Source organism: Pedobacter sp. GW822-FHT03F06, from assembly GCF_058801365.1.
On record NZ_JBXANE010000003.1, the window covers coordinates 1 to 19246 of the forward strand.

Consider the following 19246-nt stretch of genomic DNA (forward strand, 5'->3'; position numbering starts at 1 on the left):
TTAATTTCCGTGCCTTGCGGGACTACAAGTTTATCTCCCTCTTTTGATTATTTTATTATAAAGATAAAGATATGAGCGGGACTGAAGCCTGCCAAGAACCACCACCTCTTCATTTTCAAATAAGAATTAAACATCTACGAGCATACTATTAGGTTTCGGTCGGTGAGACACTAACCGATAGATTTAAACCCGACAGCAGCGACAGCCTCCGATTCTTCCATCGGAGCTACAGCGAATGGCGGGGCTAAAAACCTCCAAGAACCACAAGCCGCTCATTTCCGAATCGTAAAAAACTTTCTGTGTATTTGTCTTAAAAACTGAATACGTTATCATCCCATTATCCATCATCCATTTCACATCTCTCACCTTCTCTTCGTTAAAAAATGTTAAAGCACTTTTCTTATTACGAATATTTCGTAGATTTACGAAAATTAAATAGACAACTTTAAAAATAAAACTCATGAAACTAACCCTAACCATCTGTTTAGCAACCGCCTTAACCATTTCGGCAAAAGCCCAAAGCCCTGATAAGGCTTTAGCAAGAGTAAGGTATACTTTTACACATATCCAGGATACTACGCAGCGTGATAAACCGAAAACCGAAAACATGTTACTTGTAACTGGAAAAAATGCTTCTGTTTACACCAGTTACGATAAGCTGAACCAATCACTCAATACCCAAAAACAGATACAGGAGCAGATGAAAAACCAAACAGGCAACTCCAATATCAAAATCGAGGTGAAAAGTGAAATGAAAGTTCCATTAACACAGGAAGATTATTTCTTTTTTGCCAATGAACATAAAATGATTACCAAGGAGCGCCTGTTTAACAATTATCTTATCGAAGAAACTGCTCCGCAAATTGACTGGAAAATTTTAAAAGACACTATGAGTTTTTCAGGGATATCATGTCAGAAAGCAACCGCAACCTTTAAAGGTAGAAACTGGATTGCATGGTTTGCTACAGAAATACCTTTTCAAAGTGGTCCGTGGAAATTAAACGGGTTGCCAGGCTTAATTATAGAGGCTTATGATGAGAAAAAAGAAGTGAAATTTACATTCGCTGGCCTTGAAAACGTAAAAGACGATGCCAACCAAACAAACTCAGGCGAGGATGGCAAAATTGTAATGCCAAATGGCACAGGTGTAGTTAAAATGGTGGGAATAGATGTAAGCACCTCTTACCTTGGATCGGAGATTAAATTACCTGCAGATGCCATCAAAACCACCAGAAAAGAATTAGATAAACTTAAAGCAGCAAGAGATAAAGATCCTCAAGGTTTTATGCAGGCTCAAATGGCCGCAAGTGGTATGCAAGGTTCTTTTAAGGCTAATCCTGCTTCCCGCCCGGCTGGAGGCACAACGATAAGCAAACCTGAGATCAACAATCCAATCGAAATTCCAGAGAAAAAATGAGAAAATGTGCTATAATGCTGGTGTTTTTGCTCACTACTTTTTCGGCTTTAGCACAAAAACCGATCAAGGGTTTGGTTAAGGACAGCAATGGAAAAGCGATCGAGTCTGTTAATGTCAGTTTAAAAGATCCTGAGGGGAACATGATCAATTTCACCAGGACTAACCGCAATGGCGAGTTTAGTATTCCAATAAAAAACGATCAGATTACCGGCTATAAAATAGAAGCTTCGAGCATTGGTTATAAAAAACTGAGCACGGTTGTGGCAGATGTAAACAAAAGTTACGATCTCGTTTTACAAAACAGTGAAACAGCGTTAGAAACCGTGACGGTAAAAAACCGGCCTTCGTTAACAGCAAATGGCGATACCTTAAATTACAGGCCATCTGATTTCGCCGACAAACAAGACCGGAGCATTGGCGACGTACTCAAAAAAATGCCTGGGATCGAAGTTGCAGAGAATGGAAAGATCAGCTATAACGGAAAAGCCATTTCTAACCTCTATGTAGATGGCGACAATCTTTTGGACGACAAATATAACATTGGCACTAAAAGTATCCCACAGAGCGCTGTAGACAAAGTACAGGTGATCCAGAATGATCAACCGATTAAAATGATGCGTAAAAACAACATGAGCGATGATGTTGCACTCAACCTCGTGATTAAAGACGATGCTAAACTGAAAGTAATGGGCGATGCGACGGTTGGTGCCGGAATGCCCAACCGCTTTGACGAAAACCTAACGGCCATGTTATTTAATAAAAAGCTGAAGTTTATAAACAATATTAAAGGCAACAACATTGGCAATGATCCGGGTATTGACCTTACCTCACACAATTTATCGGATTATTTAAAACGGCTCGATAATGATAAACCAAGTGGATTGCTATCTACAGGGGCGGCTGGTGTGCCCTCTTTACCGCAAAGCAGGTATCTTTTTAATAAAGCTGGATTAATCAATCTAAACAACTTATATAAGTTTAACCAGGACCTGCAATTGAGGGCAAACCTCTCGTACTTATATGATCAGCGCGACCAGCAATACAGCAAATTTTCGGAAACTTACCTTTCAGGCCAAACCATCAGTTATTCAGAATCGCAGAACAATGCGATCAATCCACAAAAACTCCGCACTCAGTTTAACCTGAATGGAAACGCAGAGAAATATTATCTGAACAACAATTTCGTATTGGATTATGTACCTTATAAAACCTCTTCAGGCTTTGTAATCAATAATATTGCGGCAAATCAGGTACTTCGGCAGGAAACACTTGATATTTCCAACGAATTTAATTACCGAAAAAAATTGAAGTCGGAAGATGTAATCAACCTCTACTCCTATTTAAACCGCACAACGCAGCCTGAAACGCTAAACATTACACCGGGACTTAATGCCGATATCTTAAACAACGGAAACAGTTACCTGGGTTTAAACCAGTACATTAAAATACCAACCTGGTACACCAATAATTATGCATCATTCGCTTTTGTGAAAAACAATTTCGTACAAACTTATAAGGCAGGTTTTAATGTACAACAGCAGCAGCTCAATTCTGAGCTTTACCGTACACAAAATAACCAGCAAACAGAACTGGTTTCGGGTAATGCGGTAAATGATCTGGACTGGCTTAAAACTAAACTCTATACAGATGCGACCTATGAATTTACAAACGACAAATTGAAAGCAGGATTGAGTTTACCCTTGAGTTACAACCAGATCAATTACAGTGATGAGGTAAATCAACTAGACAAAAGCTTGCATAAATTATTCCTAAACCCTTCATTTAATTTAAAATATCAAACCAGTCCGGAGAATTATGTAACGGCAAATTATGCCTTCCGAAATGATTTGGGAGGAATTGACGATGTTTACCGCGGTACAGTTTTAAAAAATTACCGCTCGCTTTTCGCCAATAATGCCCCTATTTCAGAATCGAAAACCCATAATATCGGAGCTGGATTTAATTTTAGAAAAGCGATGCAGATGTTGTTTATTAATTTAACCGCTAACTATAGCGATGCCGAACTAAACACCATTTCTTCATACAGTTTAAGCAATAATATTCAGCAAAGGGTTGTACTGCCGCTAAGCAACCATATCCGTACGCTTTCGTTTAGTGCAAACGCAAGTAAATATCTTTTCGATCTGAGAAGTACAGTGAGTGCAGGCGTAACTTTTTCACAGAGTAAATACGATCAATTGCAGAACAACGAACTGTTTGCCTTTAACGCCCAAACCGTTTCTTATAAAGCAGGCATAGAAGCAAAACTTACCAATTTCATCAATTGGTCTTACCTTGCCAATTTCTCGGTAACCGATAATAAAGCTCAAGCTGCTAATGCGATAAAAACGAATTTCCAGCAGCTTAGACAGCAATCTACGCTGGCCATTGCAACCTTAAGAAATGTGTATTTAAATTTATCGGCCGAGCATTTATTTACGCATCAATCTACCCAGCCTAGTCTGAAATATCTTTTTGCAGATATGAACATCAGATACAAACTCTTAAAAATGAAAACAGATTTAGAATTTGGCGTAACGAATCTTGCCAATATCAAAAGGTTTGATGCGATTTATCTTTCAGCAAATTCACTGACCACTGGAACGTATTATATACCGGGAAGAGTGGCTATGCTGAAAGCTACTTTTAATTTTTAATAAATAGATTCGTCATTGCGAGGAGGAACGACAAAGCAATCTTTCAGGCTAGTGATTCTTGCCATAAAAATTGCTTCGTCGGCTGAAAAAGCCTTCTCGCAATGACGACTTTTTTTTTAGAATTTAATTATTTCAAAACGATTATAGCTTCGTACTAATCTGAATCGCCTGATTATTTCTATCAACTTTGAGATCAGAAATCTTATTCGCACTTAATTTATCAAGCTCCTCTTTCGAGATTTTATTACCATTTAAAAAATAGGTTGTGGTTTCATTAACCATAGTCACATTGCCTGTTACATCTTGGTTTCCATCTTTAGCAGCTGGGGTTTTGCCCGTTGATTTTAAAAAATAAAACATCGCAACACCATTTTTCCCGGGCATTGGCAAATGCTCAAAGCCAGCTTCTTTATCAGCTAATACATTGATTACAATATTTCTATGGTCTGCATTTGTGGTATCGGTAAAGCTGAAATGTTGTTCAAAAGTTTTGCCTTTAAAATTTCCATTCGTTTTAAAGCTCATGATCTTTACTTGCTTACCTAAACCTTTTAAGGTCTCTTCTATCGATTTACGCGAAGAATCTGCACCGTCTACAATGCTTTTAAAAATAAAAGTCATTTTGGTAGCAGTATCAGGTCTTTTCAGTGTATCAATAAAAATTTTATTTTTGAATTTAGGCTTTAAAACTGTTTTTGGCTGTACAGCTACTTTAGCAACCTTTTCTGGTAAAACATCATTTACCATTTTGGTTAGGGGCGCTAAACTTTCCTTTACCTCCTTTTTATCGATGGTGAACGCTAAAGTAACGCAAAGCAATACAGGTAATACGAATAAATAGCGGGTTAAATTTACTTTTGATGAACGTTTCGCGTTCATCATTTTAATGCGTTTTTTAAGATCGGATAGATTAAAATTATTCACAATAGCTACGGATGGTTGTAACGCTCCAACACCTAACAAACTGTATTGATAAGCTTTTTTATCGATTCCTTTTTTTAAAATTTTGGCATCGGTAATAAATTCAATGTTTTCTCTGACGGCCTTTTTCATCAACCAAACACCTGGATTAAACCAATAGAAAACCACACAGATTTCGGCCAGAATAATATCTAAAGTATGCCATTCTTCTACATGTACATGCTCATGCTCGAGGATATTGCTTAAATCTTGTTTCTTATGCAAACGCGGATTGATATAAATGGTCTGCCAAAAACTAAATGGACTTACTTCATCATTTAAAATCCGTACTTTATAATCGTTTAACTGGTCTGGTGAAGACTTTTTATGCATTCTGTAAAGTGAAATAAACTGCATCAGTAACCTTATGGCCATTAATACCACACCAATATAAAAAAGCCCGGTTAAACCTTGCCAAAATATCGAAGTGGCATCCCGTTGTACCAATTGACTTACCTGCTGATTGAGTTGCGGAACAAAGGCAGGTACGGCTTTTTGAGCAGAAAAAAACTCCGTAAGGTTTATAAATGGATAGGCAGAAGAAAAGATGATCCCAAACAGCAAAAATATCCGGTTGATGGAGTAGAAAGTTAGCCTCCGCAACACCACGTAATAGGTTGCTGAAAATAAGATCAGCACCAGGTTAATTTTCAATAAAATGATAAAGAAATGTGGCATGGCATTTACTTTTCAGGGTTCTCAATTAAATTTATAATCTCTTTAAGTTCCTCCGCACTGATTTTTTTATCCTTTGCAAAAAAAGCAACCAGTTCTTTATAAGAGCTTTGGAAATAATTATTTACAAAACCACTCATAAAACGCTTTTTATACTCTACCTCCTTAACCTTTGCACTATAGCGGTTAGCATTGGCAAAACGTTCGCTCATCAGATAACCCTTACGCTCTAAATTCTTAATGGTAGATGCCAATGTAGTATATGGTGGTTTCGGATCGGGAAGTACATCCATAAAATCTTTGATAAAGCCCTTTCCTATCTGCCAAACAGCCAGCATGGCCTCCTCTTCCTGTAATGTTAATTTTTCCATTATTACGAATATATCGTAAATATACGAAAACATCCTAAAAGAAAAGAACTAATGAGTTGCGGTTCATTAGTTCCTTTGTTAATGGTTCATGATTGATAGCCTTGCTGTTAGCCGGTTAATTATCTTAGTCTGTTTAAGGATCTAATTGTCGAGTTTTAAACTCAGAACTATTCATCCAGCCCTTCGACTCCGCTCAGGGTGACATATTGAGTGGACAGCTTAATCGACTCCAAACCTCAACATCAGACTAATTTAAATGCAATTTGGCTTCGGACCCCGGACTCCTAACCTCAGACTAACTCCAACTACTTCCCGCTTCTTTTTTCGGCTTGTAGTAAAGTTTCCTGAATGATTTTTCTCATTTGAACAGCCGCATCCAATAATTTTGGATTGCCATCAAAGTCGCCATAAATGGTTACATGTTTTGATTTTTTTTTATAATTGAAAGTTATATCATAACGCGGCACCAACCTGGATTTATCACTTTTTTTACCAATAGTATCTGGAAAATTCCAAAGGCCGATTTCATTTGCCTTTCTATGCATATATAACACATCATTGCTCTTTAAAAAGAACTTTTTGGTCACCACAGAGTCCTTATTATTTACATACTGATAAACACCAGTCTTTGAATCATATGTGTTTTCCAAAGTATCTTTTAAGCCATAACTATACTGCATTGACACAAAATCATCCTTGCGGAAAGGTGCATTCTGTATAATCGGTTTATAATAGATGTAGCAATAAATGATCATCGGAACAATAATGGTAATGGCTAAGAATATTTTTTTTCCTCTACTTGACACTTGATATTGAATTATTGAATGAATATTTAATTATTGAATGAGAGAATTGTTGAATGATTGAGTGAGACTATTGGACTCAAGACTATTGACTACAGACTCAGGACTCCTTAAGCTCCCCTTCCCACTTACTTACCACTGCTGTTGCGATGCTATTTCCAACAACATTTGTTGCAGAACGGCCCATATCCAATAATGGATCGATACCGATTAACAGCGCTAGCCCTGCTTCAGGGATATTGAAACTTGCAATGGTACCTGCAATTACCACTAACGATGCCCTTGGTACACCAGCAATTCCCTTGCTGGTTAACATTAATATTAAAAGCATAGAAATTTGTTGCTCAAAACCCAAATGGATGCCATACGCCTGTGCTATAAATAAAGAAGCAAAGGTCATGTACATCATTGATCCATCTAAATTGAACGAATAACCCAAAGGCAATACGAAACTTACGATTTTATCTTTGCAGCCAAAACGCTCTAAAAGCATCATTGTTTTTGGATAAGCCGCTTCACTACTTGCCGTACTAAAAGCCAGGAGCGCAGGCTCTTTCATATCGTTTACCAAGCGGAAAATACGTTTTTTCAATACCAAAAATCCTAAGAAAATTAACAACGCCCAGAGTATGACTAATCCCAGATAAAATTCGCCTATAAATATGGCATAGGTATTTAATACGTTAAGTCCTTGTTTGGCCACAATGGCGGTCATGGCTCCAAAAACCGCCAGAGGCGCGAAATTCATCACATAACCGGTCATCTTTAAAATTACGTGAGCAATGGCATCAAATGCTTTAATCACAATCTGGCCTAAATCGCCAATGGCAGCCGTTGCTACACCAAAGAATAAAGAGAATACAACAATCTGCAAAATTTCGTTGGTTGACATCGATTCGGCAATACTTTTTGGAAAAACGTGCGCAATAAAATCTTTCACACTCATCGATGCTTTCTGGATACCGGTATTTACCAATTGATCTGGCAATGATAATTTCATATGTCTTCCGGGTTCGAATAAGTTTACTAAAATCATACCCAACACCAGCGACATTAACGACATGGCCAAAAACCAGCCCAGTGTTTTACCGCCAATTCTGCCCACTGCTTTAATGTCGCCTACTTTGGCTACACCGACCACTAAGGTTGTAAATACCAATGGCGCAACAATCATTTTAATCAGGCGAAGAAAGATATCGCTCAATAACGTAAAATATTCTAATTTTTTTTCTCTGATATCTTCGTTTTCTTTCTTGATTTTAGCGTTTGCTTTTCTTTCGGCCTTAAGTTGTGTATAGCCAATACTTGTGGTATCGGTAGTTTTGGCAATGCTTACCTCTATACTTTTAACTTTCGCATCGGCGGTGAGTATTTTCTGGTTATAGACATCGATTGAATTGACATTTAAAATATAGCCCAATGCAATACCCGCAATCAGCGCTAAGAAAATGAAAAGCGTGAGTTTGTTTTTTTTCATGAATAATAAAAAGTTTGTGGTACTCTTAATTTGGTAAAACTACGATATTTACGGCGTGTAACAAATTTTGATATCAGGTGAGATTAAAAAATATAACAACGTGGTTAAGTTAAACCATTCGACAGCGCAGAAATAATTTAACCACAGACAGAAAGGATGCACTCAGATGTGAAAATCCGAGTTTATCTGTCTGCATCTGTTGCTAAAAACTTTTAACTCAATGACATTAAAAAATATATTATTTTTGATTTCTGTTGTAACAAAAAACGCACATCACTATCTAAAACGCAACTATAAACCCCTAAATGGAACAAAAAGACAAGTTATTTAAAGAGATCTTCGATTCAAATTCCAAAAAGATATTCCATTTATGTTATGGTTATACTGGCGATACCGACGCTGCAAATGATCTTCTGCAAGAAACTTTTTTAAAGGTTTGGCAAAATCTGGATAAGTTCAGAAACAAATCTTTAATTTCTACGTGGATTTATAGAATTGCCGTGAATACCTGTTTAACTTATTTGAGATCGGAAAAAAGACAGGCGAAAGATGAATTAACAGAGAACATCATAGAAAATAAAATAGAGGAATTTTCAGAGAAAAATGAACAGGTTGCCCTACTTTATAAATGTATATCCAAGCTCGAAGAGAATGACCGTTTGATTATTACAATGGTACTTGATGAATTACCATACCATGAAATTGCCGATATATCTGGAATAAGCGAAGGCAACCTGAGGGTAAAAATTCACCGCATTAAACAAAAATTAACAGAACTATATAACCAGTATGCAAGCGTTTGATCAAATACAGGAGTTGTGGCAAAAGCACGAGGTAGAAGTTAAGGTTTCTGCTGATGAAATGCTGCAACAAGCGAAGAAAGAAGTAAATGGATTAAAGCTAAAATCTGCTTTAAACATTTTGGGGATGCTGGCATCCTTTATTGCCATTGCTGCGTTATGGATATTTTTTCACTTCGAATCGTGGACTACACACGTCGGAATCAGCATCACCATTATTGCCATTGGCGTATATACCTTAATTCTGTACCGCGATTACAGGTTAATTTCGAAAACCGATTTCACCGCTCATCCGCACAAATATTTAAACAACTTAAAAACCTATCAATTAAACCGTTATAAACTTTACAACTCTTTATATTGGTTTTATATGATTGCACTTTCATTGGGCATCATATTTTATTTTGTAGAAATTCTTGCACACTTTAATCTTGTTCAAAAAGTTTTAGCCGTAGGCTTAACGGCCCTATGGATTTTATTTTGCTCAACAATATTAAGAAAGGCTGTAATGAGTAGGGAAAAAGAACGGATAGCTTTATTAATCGAGAAATTTGAGCGCATTAGCGGACAGATTTCTACTCCTGAATAATTTTAGGCACGGTTTTTTCATTGTAAAAATCAACACACGAAACCATCCTGATTTATCATTCAACAATGATATAGATAAATCAAGATAGTTTCAACGGTGTTGAAACTAAAATTACACAGGTGAAAACACGAATAATTGCCCTTTTATTTTTGCTGGCATTGCCATGCACATTTGCCTTTAAACAGGATTTTTCCGGGCCCATTCAATTGAATTGGGAAACGCATTTTAAAGGTAAAGCCGATATGCGCTCGCCATTTTTTGCGCTGACTGCAATGACATGGAAATACAGTTACTCCAGCACTGTTTACCGTAATCGCGTTGCCATTAAGCTTAAAAATGATGTAAGCATTGATAAAACGAGATCATGGGTTAAGTGGGACAAAATTAAAGACCCTGAAATTCGGGCAAGTCTTTTACACCACGAACAGGGGCACGCCGATATCCATTATATTTTATTATTGGAGGCCGAAAGGGTACTAAAAAACCGGAACTATTCTGTAAGCAACTATAAAGCCCAGATATCTGAACTCGCCAATCAGATCAGCAATTATTTCGATACCATGCAACGTAACTATGATGAAGAAACCGAGCATGGCAGCAACCATAAAATGCAAGCCCGATGGGATGACATTATACAGGATAAGATTGAAGAATCGAGGACAGCAATGGCCGAATTACAAGAATAGTTTTGGAATAAAGACAAAAAAACCAACGGCTACCGCCAGAAATGCAGCCACCAAAACCGCAGCAGCAGCTAAGTCTTTTACCATTTTAATTTTGGGATGATACTCCGGAGAAACCACATCGGCCAGTTTTTCTATAGCTGAATTTAAAATTTCGGCAACAAAAACAGCCGAGATAACAGATAAAATAGCAATCCACTCTGAACTGGAAATTTTCAGGTAAAAAGATAGGCCAATAGCGATGATTGCTGCAAACAGATGAACCCTACCGTTATGGTCGTTAACGAAAAATAGTTTCAGGCCATTAAAAGCATATTTAAAGCTCTTGATCCGATCGATGATAGAAAATTTTTCGTTGTTCATTGTTTTTTTAAATTGCATGATAGATCCTGAATCAAGTTCAGGATGACGATTCTTCAAGAAATAACTCCTCGCCTTACTCCACACGCGCTACGCCTTCCACCCTTATACCTTCCGCCCTCTACCTTACTTCACCTCGCTTGTAGAAAAACCATTTCCGCTTAATTTATACTGATAAGTCCTGGTAATTGTTTTAGTACTATCTGCTGCATCTTTTACGGGAAAAGAGCGGAACAGGTCACCGTTTTTGATAAAAAACTGATCATTCCCTGAATAACCTTTTTTCTGATTTGAACTTAATGATGGAAAGCTGATCTTGTTAAAATCGCCGCCAGCATATTCAAAAACATTTAGATCTGAAATTGTCTTTTTACTTAATAATTGAATGTATAATTCAGGATTTCCGTCATTGTCTAAATCCATATTCCAGGCATCGGTGATAATGCCTTTGCGATCTACAGCGGCCGACCTATAGTTATTACGAACAGAATCAGACATTAAAATCTGATAGCCTCCGATAGAGTCTACCCCTTTTCCCCAGCTTACAATTTCAAAATTTAATCCGGGTTTTACTTCTATATCCCTGTAAAAACGAAAAGGGTTCTTTTCAACTTTTGCGGTCTCAGCTTTAACTTCTTTCGGTTTTTCTTCTGTGCATGCAAAACAAAACAGCATCCCTGTAATTAACAAGAGATGCTGTAATGTATATTTCTGTAATTTCATTTATTTAGGACATTTTGGTTGCCCCAAATTAAGGATTTTAGCTTTTTAAAGCAATTTATTTCTTACCATCCGTTTTAACTTCAGGTGCTCCGTTATTTAAAACCGTTTCTGTAGTTACACTTCTTCTGCCGCTTGGTGCAATAACAATGGTTTTTAATACCCTCTTTTCGCCTTGAGGTACTGTAATTTTAATTGGCGAGGTGTACAAGAATGCATTTTCTGATGGACGTGACAGATCAATCGAATAATAAATTTTAGCTCCGGTAACAGGCGCTTTTAAATCAATTGTAAATTCTCCGCCTGTTAAAGGTTTATCGCTCTGACCAATTGGTGTAGGTACCCAAAAATTTACATTCATTTTATCTAAACGGGCCAAATGAGCTGGTAAACGTTGTTCAGAAAAATTCTTTAAATCTTTACGGTCAACCGGCGACCATGCAATTTCGGATAAAGCCAATAAACGAGGGAAAGCATGATTTTCTGCTTTTGCTGTAGTTTTAATATACTCAGACCACATGTTTGCCTGCACACCTTTTATGTATTTTCTTTCATCAGCGGTTAACACTTTCGGAATCGGATCGTAAGCATAAATCTTTTGATATGGCGCGAATCCGCCAATGGTTACCGGCTCATCAGGAGAATTAGATTGTTTATGGTCGATATATAAACCCATAGAACCTGGTGTCATAATTACATCGTGTTTTTGCTGTGCAGCTGCAATTCCGCCATCTTCACCTCTCCAGCTCATTACGGTTGCATTAGGCGCCAAACCACCTTCTAAAATCTCATCCCAACCAATAATCGAGCGTCCTTTTCCGTTTACATGTTTTTCTATCGTCTGGATAAAATAGCTCTGTAATTCATGCTCATCTTTCAAACCTTTCTCCTTCATCAGGTTCTGGCAGAAGGTAGATTCTTTCCAATAGGTTTTAGGTGCCTCATCACCACCGATATGAATGTATTTTGATGGAAAAATAGCAATAACCTCATCCAGAATATTATTCAACATGGTAAAAGTATTTGCTGATGGCACAAAAATATCATCAAAAACACCCCAGGTTTGCTGTACCTGTTTACCTTTTCTGCTGCCCGACCATGGCGTTTTATCGCTGATAAAAGTATCACGATCAGGGAAACAGCTTAATTCAGGATATGCTGCAATTGCTGCTGAGGCATGGCCCGGCAATTCAATTTCGGGTATTACCGTAATGTATTTAGCAGCTGCATATTTAACAATGTCTTTAGCTTCTTCTTGGGTATAATAACCTTTAACCGGTGTAAGATAATTGCCATTACCTGGGTAATTACCAATAATCGATCCATTACGTGAAGAACCGATTTCTACCAGTTTTGGGTATTTTTTAATCTCCAATCTCCAGCCCTGATCGTCAGTTAAATGCCAATGGAAAGTATTTATTTTATAATAAGCTAACTGATCGATATATTTTTTGATAAAAGAGATCGGGAAGAAATGGCGGCTTACATCCAACATCGTTCCACGGTAAGCAAAACGTGGATAATCGTTAATATCAACTGCCGGGATGGTAATTTTATCAGCCAATTTATCAGGCATCATCTGCATAGCAGATTGAACCGCATAAAAAAGGCCTGCGCCTTTTCCTGTTAAAATAATTTGTTTTGGGGTAACTTTAATCGTGTAACCTTCAGCTGGCAATTGATCTGCTCCAACAGATGTTAAAACAATTGCTTTTTGGTTTGGTTGGGTAATTTTAGTTTCACGTAAGGCAAAACCTGCCTTGGTAACGATAAAAGCATTTAATAAATCAGCCATCTTTGCGCCGTCGATGCTCTGATTTACTAAAACTGTGGTTTTATCTAAAATGAAATTTCCGTTTGCCCTGGTAATGGTTACAGGTGCAGGTATGATCCCCAGGTTAGGATCACTCTGCGCAAATGCACTCGTGCTGATTAATACTCCAATAAAAATCGATAATGCTTTGTTCATGTTGTGTTTAGGTTTTTTATAGACTTATTTGATTGTTGGAACCAAGATAGAGATTATGGCCAGATTCCGAATCTCACATTCTTGTTACAATCGAGATCAACCGTTTGACTATACTGCATAACGCATATAAATCTTAATATTAAGACATCGTCATTTCTAGCGGACCCGATAGCTATCGGATGCAATGCAGTCGAGAAGTCTATATTTTATAGCTTCTACACAACAGATTTCTCCATTTCACTGCGTTTCAGTCGAAATGACGACTACTTTTATGAAAATCAGGAGCAGAAGCGTTTGGGTTGCGATAGCCCTGTCATCCGTTATAGTCCCGATGAAATATCGGGAGCTGCCACTACTGCCAGGTTTAAGTGGCACGGCCATTTTAACTATTTGGGGTTGCAAAGCGTAGAAGACCTATTCTAGGCAACATGCTGTTCAATTTTAAATAGTAACAGAAACCTAAGTATTTAAACCTGATTGGAATGGAAAGCACGCAAGCGAGGAACGAGTGCGAACTTGTAATGAAAAGCAGGACTAACAATAAAAAGAGCTGCTGCACTTGCTTTCCAAAAAACATCAATCACAAAAAAAGAGAAACCATCTTTTGGAACTCCTACTGATAGATCTCTCCATTTCACTGCGTTCCAGTCGAGATGACGATTTTAACAAAAAAAGAGAAACCATCTCTTAGAACTCCTACTGATAGATCTCTCCATTTCACTGTGTTCCAGTCGAGATGACGATTTTAACAAAAAAAGAGAAACCATCTTTTGGAACTCCTACTGATAGATCTCTCCATTTCACTGCATTCCAGTTGAGATGACGATTTTAACAAAAAAAGAGAAACCATTGCTGATTTCTCTTCTTCAAAATATTTTGAAATTATTTTTATGCTTCAACAGGATGTTCCTTAGCAGCCAAGTACCTTTCGGCATCGAGCGCTGCCATACATCCAGAACCTGCAGCAGTTACCGCCTGTCTATAGTACATATCCTGCACATCGCCACAGGCAAAAACGCCTTCGATATTGGTTAAAGTAGAACCTGGCTTGGTAGCTAAATAACCTGTTTCATCCATATCCAACTGACCTTTAAAAATATCGGTATTCGGTTTATGACCGATAGCTACGAAGAAACCTTCTACTGCGAGATCAGATTCAACACCGGTTTTGTTATTTAAAACTTTAACTGCAGTTACATTTTTACCGTTACCTAAAATCTCTTGGGTTTCGGTATTGTAATGCACCACAATATTCGGTGTAGCTAAAACGCGACTCACCATTGCTTTAGAAGCCCTGAATTCATCTCTACGCACCAATAAATGAACGGTTTTACATAATTTGGCTAAATATGTTGCTTCTTCGGCAGCAGTATCTCCAGCACCTACAATGGCAACATCTTGTCCTTTAAAGAAGAAGCCATCGCACACGGCACAGGCCGAAACTCCAAAACCATTGTATTGTTGCTCACTTGGTAAACCCAGCCATTTTGCTGTAGCGCCTGTAGCAATAATTACGGTATCAGCTGTAATGGTTTTAATTTCATCAACCACTACTTTATGTGGTGTTGAAGAGAAATCTACCGAACTTACATAACCAAAACGGATATCGGTACCAAAACGCTCAGCCTGCTTACGGAAATCTTCCATCATTTCTGGCCCCATAATTCCTTGCGGGTAACCTGGAAAATTTTCTACATCTGTAGTCTGAGTAAGCTGCCCACCGGCTTGCATTCCGGTATACATAATTGGTTTTAAATCAGCTCTGGCAGCATAAATTGCAGCAGTATAACCTGCAGGACCTGAACCTATAATTAAACACTGAACGTGTTCGTTTTCTTGTGACATTATATTGTGTGTTTGAAATTCATTAATCGTAGCGCAAATTTAATGCTTTAAATATTTGTTGGCAAGTGCACATTGTCAACATAGTTTACTTATTAACACCTAAGCTTAGCGCAGAGTGCCTGGTGAAGAGATTCGTGGTGTCAGATGTTTCCATCTGATACTGATTACCTATTTCGTGATTGTTTTTTCGCCTGTCAGATGGTAACATCCGACAGCACAATAAAGTAACATCTGACCGCACGATAACAGCACAATAAATCATTTCCCTTTATTCGCTCTGATCAACCGAATTATATTGTCTCCCAGAATTTTCTTGATATCGTTTTCCGAATATCCGTTTTTAATCAGCTCATCGGTAATTTTAGGATAATCTGCTACGCTGTTCATACCTAAGGGAAAAGATTCGGCGCCATCAAAATCTGCGCCCAAGCCAACATGATCTATGCCGATTAATTTCACTACGTGGCTAATATGTTTAACCAAAAGTGCAATTGGTGGTCGTGTGGCATCGGCATCAGCCTGATGGTTGAAAATCAACGTATCAATGGCATTGCTCCTGCCATATTTAGTGCTCAACGTTTTTAGTTCACCATCATATTTTGCAAAGAAAGCTTCTTGTTTCGTATTAAAAGTAGAATCTAAAAAACCGCTATAAAAATTAATACATACTACACCCCCATTTTTACCTACAGCTTTAATCTGATCATCTTTTAAATTTCGTGGAACCGGATTTAGCGCGTAAACACAGCTATGAGAAACAATTACGGGTTTAGCAGATGTAGCAATGGCATCATAAAATGTTTTTTCGCCTACGTGCGATAAATCGACCATTACGCCAAGTTTATTCAAACGTTTAACTACCTGTTTTCCGAATTTGTTTAAGCCCGCGTTTTCGGGTTTCACTTTGCCCGAAGTTTCTTCGGCTGCCGAACTGGACCATGGATTACTGTTGTTCCAGGTTAAAGTAAGGTAAGCCATTCCCCGCTTGGCTAAGCTATCAATATAATCCAAACGGTTTTCGATCATATGGCCACCTTCTACCCCTATCATCGCAGCCAATTTTTGTTGCTTAACAGCCTGCTCCAAATCTTTGGCGGTGGTAACCAACTGGATTTTATCGGGGTATCGTTTAATTAAACTATAAAGTGAATCTATTTCCTGGTTAGCTACAGCATACCCACCCTTTTCATCACACCAGATGGAAAAAAACTGAACATCCAATCCGCCTTGTTTGGCCCTTACCAAATCGAAATTACCTTTAAGCTGAAGCTTGCCAATATCGATACCCGATTTGATCTGATTGAACAGTATATCTCCATGGGTATCGATTACAATCGCATTTTGATGAATTTTATCCGGATTTTGGGCAAAGAGATTGATCTGCAATAGTGTAAGGACAAGAAAAAGATAAAGATTTTTCATGCGCTAAATATAATATTAATTGTTTTGATCAATTCAGACACTCGAGTTCCCATCTATTTTTTTCACCACTAAAAAACAAAGACATTTTTATGTTCAGAACTCGGGTGTGCTAAGATGGCTTAGGTGGTAAAAAATTATGTAATATTAACTGTCAGATGGTAACATCTGACAGCACATCGAAACCCTAAGTTTGTATAATCCCAACATTAAATTTCTTCGTAATCGGCGATTGGTTGGCGGCCTCAATCCCCATCGAAATAACCTTTCTGGTTTCTAACGGGTCGATAATACCATCTACCCAAAGGCGCGATGCAGCATAATAAGGTGTGGTTTGGCTATCGTATCTATCAGTGATTTCTTTTAACAATTCGGCTTCTTTTTCCGCAGTAATCACCTCTCCCTTAGCTTTTAAAGAGGCTTCCTGAATCTGAAGTAAAGTTTTTGCAGCCTGCGAGCCGCCCATCACTGCAATTTTAGCCGTTGGCCAGGCATAAATCAATCTAGGGTCGTAAGCCTTACCGCACATGGCATAGTTGCCTGCACCATAAGAATTGCCCAATACAATTGTAAATTTTGGCACCACAGAATTGGCCACAGCATTAACCATTTTAGCACCATCTTTAATAATGCCACCATGTTCTGATCGGCTGCCTACCATAAAGCCAGTAACATCTTGCAAAAATACCAATGGGATTTTCTTTTGGTTACAGTTCATAATAAAACGGGTAGCTTTATCGGCACTATCAGAATAAATTACACCGCCAAACTGCATCTCTCCTTTTTTCGACTTCACCACTTTACGCTGGTTGGCTACAATACCTACTGCCCAGCCATCAATACGGCCTAAACCACAAACAATGCTTTGCCCGTAGCCTTTTTTGTATTCTTCAAATTCAGATTGATCAACCAAACGGTTAATGATATCCATTATTTCGTAAGGTTTATCTCTGTTTTCTGGTAAAATGCCATACAGTTCTTCTTCATTTTCTTTTGGTTTTGCTGGTTTAATCCGATCAAAACCTGCGTTTTGAGGCGCACCCAACATACTCATGATGTTCCTTATGCTGTCTAAGCAGGCCTGATCATTAGGATGTTTATAATCGGTAACACCCGATATTTCGCAATGAGTTGTGGCTCCGCCCAAAGTTTCATTATCAACCTCCTCACCTATGGCCGATTTTACCAGGTAAGAACCCGCTAAAAAAACCGATCCGGTTTTATCAACAATCATCGCTTCATCGCTCATGATGGGTAAATAGGCTCCACCAGCAACACAAGCGCCCATGATGGCCGAAATCTGTACAATTCCTTCCGACGACATCATGGCATTGTTACGGAACATCCTTCCAAAGTGTTCTTTATCGGGGAAAATCTCATCCTGCATCGGGAGATATACACCAGCGCTATCAACCAGGTAAATGACCGGCAAGCGGTTCTCCATAGCAATTTCCTGCGCGCGCAGGTTCTTTTTTGCAGTCATCGGAAACCAGGCTCCTGCTTTTACAGTGGCATCGTTGGCTACAATCATACATTGCCTTCCGCTTACATAGCCAATACCGCACACCACTCCGGCCGAAGGACAGCCACCTTGTTCGGCATACATGCCATCAGCTGTAAAAGCACCTACTTCTAAAAAGTCGGTATCTTTATCAATTAAATAAGCAATGCGCTCGCGGGCCAATAATTTTCCCTTTTCCTTTTGTTTGGCCGCATTTTTTTCGCCACCACCTAAATATATTTTTTTGAGTCTGGTTTTCAGTTCGTATACCAACTGTTTATTTACATCCTCATTTTTATTGAATTCGATATTCATGGTGGCAATTTAAATTTAATTTTAGAAAAACAATATTGACCAAAACGGTTTCTGGTCTAACGGTAGCTTAACCGCAAAGTGCGCTATGCTTTTTAACCACAAAGTACACAAAGAAAAAGCAATGAAAAAATACAGATTTATACTTCAGCTATAATAAATCTCTTTGCGAAAACTTTGCGTCCTTCGCGGTTAATGTGAAAGATATCCGTTTAAAATGATATTTTTGGGTAAATCCGAAAAATGGAACTAACCATCAATATTCCTGCGCTATTGTTTCCTGCCATCAGCTTAATTATGCTGGCTTATACCAATCGTTTTTTGGCTTTGGCCAGTTTAGTGAGAAGTTTAAAATCGAAATATGAGAATGGCGATAAAAATGCAGCCCTTCATAAACAGATCGAAAACCTGCGTTACCGCTTAAGACTGATCAAAAACATGCAGGCTTTTGGTGTACTTAGCTTTGCCAGCTGCCTTTTTTGTATGTTTTTTATTTATTTGGAGTGGAATACCTTTGCTGAAATTCTTTTTGCACTGAGTTTAATATTTTTTATGATATCATTAATCATTTCGTTAATAGAAATCCAGATCAGTACAAAAGCACTGGAGCTGGAATTGAGCAGTTTAGAGGAGCTCGATAATCCATCAATTGTAAGTAGGTTTAAAAAGAAATTTGATAAAGATTGAT

16 protein-coding genes are annotated in these 19246 nt (G+C 38.0%); 6 read left to right on the top strand and 10 right to left on the bottom strand.

The features are described 5' to 3' along the window. Positions 1-460: 460 nt before the first annotated feature. Positions 461-1417 (top strand): GLPGLI family protein, encoded by a 957-nt coding sequence (locus AC1RJ8_RS05450; protein ID WP_492953263.1) that lies wholly within the window; start codon positions 461-463, stop codon positions 1415-1417. Next, positions 1414-4074: a TonB-dependent receptor gene (locus tag AC1RJ8_RS05455; protein WP_492953262.1), complete on the top strand. Its 2661-nt coding sequence runs from the start codon at positions 1414-1416 to the stop codon at positions 4072-4074. The genes AC1RJ8_RS05450 and AC1RJ8_RS05455 overlap by 4 nt, the downstream gene beginning before the upstream one ends. Before the next feature lie 141 nt (positions 4075-4215). On the opposite strand, the gene AC1RJ8_RS05460 is transcribed toward AC1RJ8_RS05455, so the two are convergent. The 4 genes from AC1RJ8_RS05460 to AC1RJ8_RS05475 form a co-directional block, all read right to left on the bottom strand. Next, the gene (locus tag AC1RJ8_RS05460; RefSeq protein ID WP_492953261.1) at positions 4216-5712 is read right to left on the bottom strand and encodes a M56 family metallopeptidase; all 1497 of its coding nucleotides are present in this window, start codon (positions 5710-5712) and stop codon (positions 4216-4218) included. A 5-nt stretch (positions 5713-5717) separates the two neighbouring features. Beyond that, positions 5718-6080 (bottom strand): BlaI/MecI/CopY family transcriptional regulator, encoded by a 363-nt coding sequence (locus tag AC1RJ8_RS05465; protein WP_108201046.1) that lies wholly within the window; start codon positions 6078-6080, stop codon positions 5718-5720. A gap of 305 nt (positions 6081-6385) precedes the next feature. Then, positions 6386-6886, bottom strand: a complete 501-nt coding sequence (locus AC1RJ8_RS05470; RefSeq protein ID WP_086546640.1) for a hypothetical protein — start codon at positions 6884-6886, stop codon at positions 6386-6388. Between the two features lie 97 nt (positions 6887-6983). Next, positions 6984-8360: a dicarboxylate/amino acid:cation symporter gene (locus AC1RJ8_RS05475; RefSeq protein ID WP_492953260.1), complete on the bottom strand. Its 1377-nt coding sequence runs from the start codon at positions 8358-8360 to the stop codon at positions 6984-6986. Positions 8361-8665: 305 nt separating this feature from the next. On the opposite strand from AC1RJ8_RS05475, the gene AC1RJ8_RS05480 reads away from it, so the two are divergent. The 3 genes from AC1RJ8_RS05480 to AC1RJ8_RS05490 all read left to right on the top strand — a co-directional run bounded on the left by AC1RJ8_RS05480 (position 8666) and on the right by AC1RJ8_RS05490 (position 10435). Next, positions 8666-9163 carry an RNA polymerase sigma factor gene (locus tag AC1RJ8_RS05480; protein ID WP_010601992.1) on the top strand — a complete coding sequence of 166 codons (498 nt, stop codon included), beginning with the start codon at positions 8666-8668 and terminating at the stop codon, positions 9161-9163. Beyond that, positions 9150-9749: a hypothetical protein gene (locus AC1RJ8_RS05485; RefSeq protein WP_492953259.1), complete on the top strand. Its 600-nt coding sequence runs from the start codon at positions 9150-9152 to the stop codon at positions 9747-9749. The genes AC1RJ8_RS05480 and AC1RJ8_RS05485 overlap by 14 nt, the downstream gene beginning before the upstream one ends. A 119-nt stretch (positions 9750-9868) precedes the next feature. Then, positions 9869-10435 carry a DUF922 domain-containing protein gene (locus tag AC1RJ8_RS05490; protein WP_492953258.1) on the top strand — a complete coding sequence of 189 codons (567 nt, stop codon included), beginning with the start codon at positions 9869-9871 and terminating at the stop codon, positions 10433-10435. Here the strand turns inward: AC1RJ8_RS05490 and AC1RJ8_RS05495 are convergent. The 6 genes from AC1RJ8_RS05495 to AC1RJ8_RS05520 form a co-directional block, all read right to left on the bottom strand. After that, a complete protein-coding gene (locus tag AC1RJ8_RS05495; protein ID WP_492953257.1) occupies positions 10424-10795 on the bottom strand; it encodes a diacylglycerol kinase family protein in 372 nt (123 codons plus the stop codon). The two genes, AC1RJ8_RS05490 and AC1RJ8_RS05495, sit on opposite strands and share 12 nt — an antisense overlap. A 123-nt stretch (positions 10796-10918) precedes the next feature. Next, positions 10919-11515 (bottom strand): hypothetical protein, encoded by a 597-nt coding sequence (locus tag AC1RJ8_RS05500; RefSeq protein WP_492953256.1) that lies wholly within the window; start codon positions 11513-11515, stop codon positions 10919-10921. Positions 11516-11570: 55 nt separating this feature from the next. Continuing rightward, on the bottom strand, positions 11571-13481 hold the full coding sequence (locus tag AC1RJ8_RS05505; RefSeq protein ID WP_492953255.1) for a beta-N-acetylhexosaminidase: 1911 nt from the start codon (positions 13479-13481) through the stop codon (positions 11571-11573). Positions 13482-14369: 888 nt separating this feature from the next. Beyond that, positions 14370-15326 (bottom strand): thioredoxin-disulfide reductase, encoded by a 957-nt coding sequence (gene trxB, locus AC1RJ8_RS05510; RefSeq protein WP_492953254.1) that lies wholly within the window; start codon positions 15324-15326, stop codon positions 14370-14372. Between the two features lie 258 nt (positions 15327-15584). Next, a complete protein-coding gene (locus AC1RJ8_RS05515; protein WP_492953253.1) occupies positions 15585-16748 on the bottom strand; it encodes a dipeptidase in 1164 nt (387 codons plus the stop codon). A 184-nt stretch (positions 16749-16932) separates the two neighbouring features. Next, positions 16933-18561 carry an acyl-CoA carboxylase subunit beta gene (locus AC1RJ8_RS05520; RefSeq protein WP_492953252.1) on the bottom strand — a complete coding sequence of 543 codons (1629 nt, stop codon included), beginning with the start codon at positions 18559-18561 and terminating at the stop codon, positions 16933-16935. Between the two features lie 240 nt (positions 18562-18801). Between AC1RJ8_RS05520 and AC1RJ8_RS05525 the strand changes: the two genes are divergently transcribed. Then, a complete protein-coding gene (locus AC1RJ8_RS05525) occupies positions 18802-19245 on the top strand; it encodes a DUF2721 domain-containing protein (RefSeq protein ID WP_492953251.1) in 444 nt (147 codons plus the stop codon). The last annotated feature ends 1 nt before the right edge of the window (position 19246 follow it).